This window comes from Clostridium sp., from assembly GCF_021443865.1.
Classification (GTDB): domain Bacteria; phylum Bacillota; class Clostridia; order Clostridiales; family Clostridiaceae; genus Clostridium.
In genome coordinates, this window is sequence record NZ_JABUTB010000140.1 from 1 (window position 1) to 3,850 (window position 3,850).

General features: G+C 29.2%; 1 protein-coding gene. It reads left to right on the plus strand.

The genetic code is table 11. The annotated features are described in order from the left end of the window. Window positions 1–312: 312 nt before the first annotated feature. Window positions 313–3,819: a 5'-nucleotidase C-terminal domain-containing protein gene (locus HUJ77_RS14990; RefSeq protein ID WP_291710018.1), complete on the plus strand. Its 3,507-nt coding sequence runs from the start codon at window positions 313–315 to the stop codon at window positions 3,817–3,819. Window positions 3,820–3,850 lie beyond the last annotated feature (31 nt).

Below are 3,850 nucleotides of genomic sequence, written 5' to 3' on the forward strand. Positions count from 1 at the left end.
AAGCTCCAAAGGCTTCTGGTGAACCATTTGATACAGGTAAGAGATAATTTTAACTAATTAATAAAAATATATTGAAATAATAATTATTTAAGAATAGACATCTAAGTGTTTTATAGATATTTAGATGTCTATTTATTAAAATAATTATTTTTTTGACTACAATATGCAAAAATATAACAAAATATCAAAAAAAAGTAAATTAAAAAGAAGAACACAAGAAAAAGTTTAAAATAAATATACTTATTGAGATGACTTATTAACTAATAAAGGTTATTATTATAATAACATAAATATAAAATTAGGAGGGGTAAAATGAGAATTAAGAAAGGAAGGTTAAGAAAATTCTTAGCCACACTATTAGCATTTACTTTTATTATAGGTAATTTACCTATAAACTTAGTACAAGCTACAGCAGAAGAATTATCAACAAAAACAATTCAAATTCTTGCTACAACTGACTTGCATGGTAGGTTTGTTCCATACGATTATGCAAGGGCAACCTATTCTGATGGAGGACTAACTCAAATTTCAACATTGGTAAATACTGAAAGAAGTAAAAATCCTAACAATACTGTACTTGTAGATAATGGTGATAATATTCAAGGAAATTATAATCACTTATTTTTAGAAGCTGCAAGTAATCCAATGATGACTGCTATGAATGCTATGGAATATGATGCCTTTAATTTAGGAAACCATGAATTTAATTTTGGTATGGATAAATTAAATAGTATAACATCACAATTAAAAACAGCTAAAGTTTTAAGTGCAAATATATATAAGGATGGAAATAGAGTTTTTAATCCATATGTTATTAAAACTTTAGAAGATGGAATAAAGGTTGCAACAATAGGGGTAGTTACACCTCATATTACTAAATGGGATGGACCTAATTTAACTGGATATACTGTAACTAATCCAATAACTGAAGTTGGGAAAGTAATAGAAGAAATAAAAGCTTCAGGTGGAGCAGATGTTTATGTTGTAACTGCTCATATGGGTTATGATAGTGAATATGGAAATGGAGACTCTGCAAAAGAATTAGCTGAAGCTAATAAAGATGTAGATGTAGTAATTATGGGCCATAGTCATATGTCAGATCTTAATAAGACAGCAGGTAATGCACTTTTAATTCAACCAACTAATAATGCTGGAAGCTTAGGAAAAGTTGAAATAAAATTAACTAAGAATAGTGATGGGAAATATGATATATCCAATAAAGAATGGAGCTTTATTTCTACATCTAAAGTGCAAGAAGATAGTAACTTGGTAGCATTATTAAGTAGCTACGATGCAATAGCTAAGAAAGATGCAAATACATCTATAGGAAAACTTGAAGGACCTAATTTAGCAGATGATAATGAAATTAAAGATATTCCAGAATCATTAGTTAAAGATCAAGGAATAACAGATTTCGTAAATGAAGTACAATTATATAATAGCGCTCTACATTTAACAAATAAGGGTATAAATCCAGATGATGTATACCTTGTATCAGCAGCAGCATTGTTTGATGCAGATTCTAACATGAAGTCTGGTGAAATAAAAAAATCAGATGTTTCTAAGATTTATAAATATGATAATAAGTTATATACAATAAAGACTACAGGTAAGCAGCTTAAGACTTTTATGGAGTGGACATCAAAAATATATAATACATTTAAAGATGGAGATTTAACAGTATCTTTAAATCCTGATATAAGATTATATCAATATGATATGTTTACTGGTGTTAGTTATGAAATTAATATTGCTAAAGAACCAGGAAATAGAATAGAGAATCTTAAGTTCCAAAAGGATGGAAAGGCAGTAGAAGATAATGATGTAGTATATCTATCAGTTAATAATTACAGATATGATTCAGTTTTATCAACTTTATTAGAACAAGGTACACATGAAAAGATATATGATACTAATAATGATAGTATTTCTGATATGAGAGATTTGATAACTGATTATATTATAAATATTAAAAAGGGTGTTATTACAAGAAGTATAGATAACAATTGGAAACTTACGGGAGTTAAATATGATGAAGAACTAAGAAAGGAAGCTGTAAACTTAGTTAAAGAAGGAAAACTTACAATACCAGTATCAGAAGATGGACGAACACCAAATATAAGTAGTTTAACTATAAATGATGTCTTAAAGGCTAAGAATGTAACGAGAGTTGAATTATTAACCTTTAATGATTTACATGGTAATGTTCAAGAAAGTGGTAAAAACGTTGGAATAGCTAAGTTAGCTTCAGCAATAAAAGCTAAGACTTCCTTAAATGGATTCTCTAATTATGAGGCTATACCACTAGCTGCAGGAGATTTGTATCAAGGAACAGCTATATCTAACCTTACTAAAGGGGCACCAGTAACTGAATTCCTAAAGGAAATAAAAATACCTGCCTCATCAATTGGAAATCATGAATTTGATTGGGGTAAAAACTTAATACCAACATGGGCAAAGGAAGGAAATTTTGACTTCTTAGCAGCTAATATTATTGATAAGAAAACAGGAAAACCTGTTGAGTGGGCAAAACCTTATAAAATAATAGAAGTAGATGGAATAAAAATAGGATTAATAGGTGTTACGACACCAGAAACTGCATACAAGACAACTCCAGCCAATGTAGCTGATTTAATTTTTGAAGATCCTTCAATATCAGTTCAAAAATACGCTGATAAATTAAGAAATGAAGATAAAGTTAATTCAGTAGTTGTATTATCTCATTTAGGAGCAATAACAGATGAGAATACTGGAAAAACTACAGGGGAAGCAGTAGATTTAGCAAATAAAATTAAAAATGTTGATGCTATTATAGCAGCTCATGATCATCAATTTACTAATGCAGAAATTAATGGAGTTAAGATAATTGAAGCTGGATATAATGGTAGAGCTTTAGGGTTATTAACATTTGATTTTGATAATACAGGAAAGTTACTTTCATTAAAGACTAATTTAGATTTACTTTATGAAAGAAGTTCTAATATAGTACCAGATGAAAATTCACAAGAAATAGTTATTAAATATGAAGAAGAATTAAAGCCTATATTAAGTCAAAAGGTGGCAGATTTAGATAAAGATTTATCTCATGATAGAACTGAAGGACTTTCACCTCTTGGTATAGTTGTTTCAGAAACTATGAGAAAAATTGCAGGTGCAGATATTGCTATAACTAATGGTGGAGGGATAAGAGCACCTTTAAGCAAGGGAGTATTAACAATGGGAGATTTATATACGATACTACCATTTGATAATACTTTAGTAACTATGGAATTGAAGGGTTCTGATATAAAAGCAGCCATTGAACATGGTATTATGCCGAATAACTTTGGTTGGGGACAATTCTCAGGAATTAAAGTTTGGTATGATAAGAATGCTAAGGCAGGAAATAGAATTACATCAATAAGATTAGCAGATGGAACTCCTTTAGATATGGATAAATATTATACAGTTGTAGTTAATGACTTTATGGCAACAGGTGGAGATGGATATAATTTTAGTAATGCTAAAAATATGAAAGATACAATGCTAGTAATGAGAGATGAAATAATTAACCATTGGAAAACTAATGGAGTAAATACTAATATAGATAAATTATTAATAGCAGGAGCAGATGATACTAAGGAAAATGGAAAACCAGTTGATAATAATAAACCAGTTGATAGTAATAAGCCTTCAACTGGAAAGCCATCTTCAGATAATAAAGGTAATTTACCAATGACAGGTGGACAAGATTCTGCTAGTATGGCTATATTTGCAGTAGTGATTTCAGGTATAGGGTACTATATGGTTAAGAAAAATAAAAGTAAAAAAGTAAGTTAATAATATTTTAGGAGTTGTATTATAATACAAC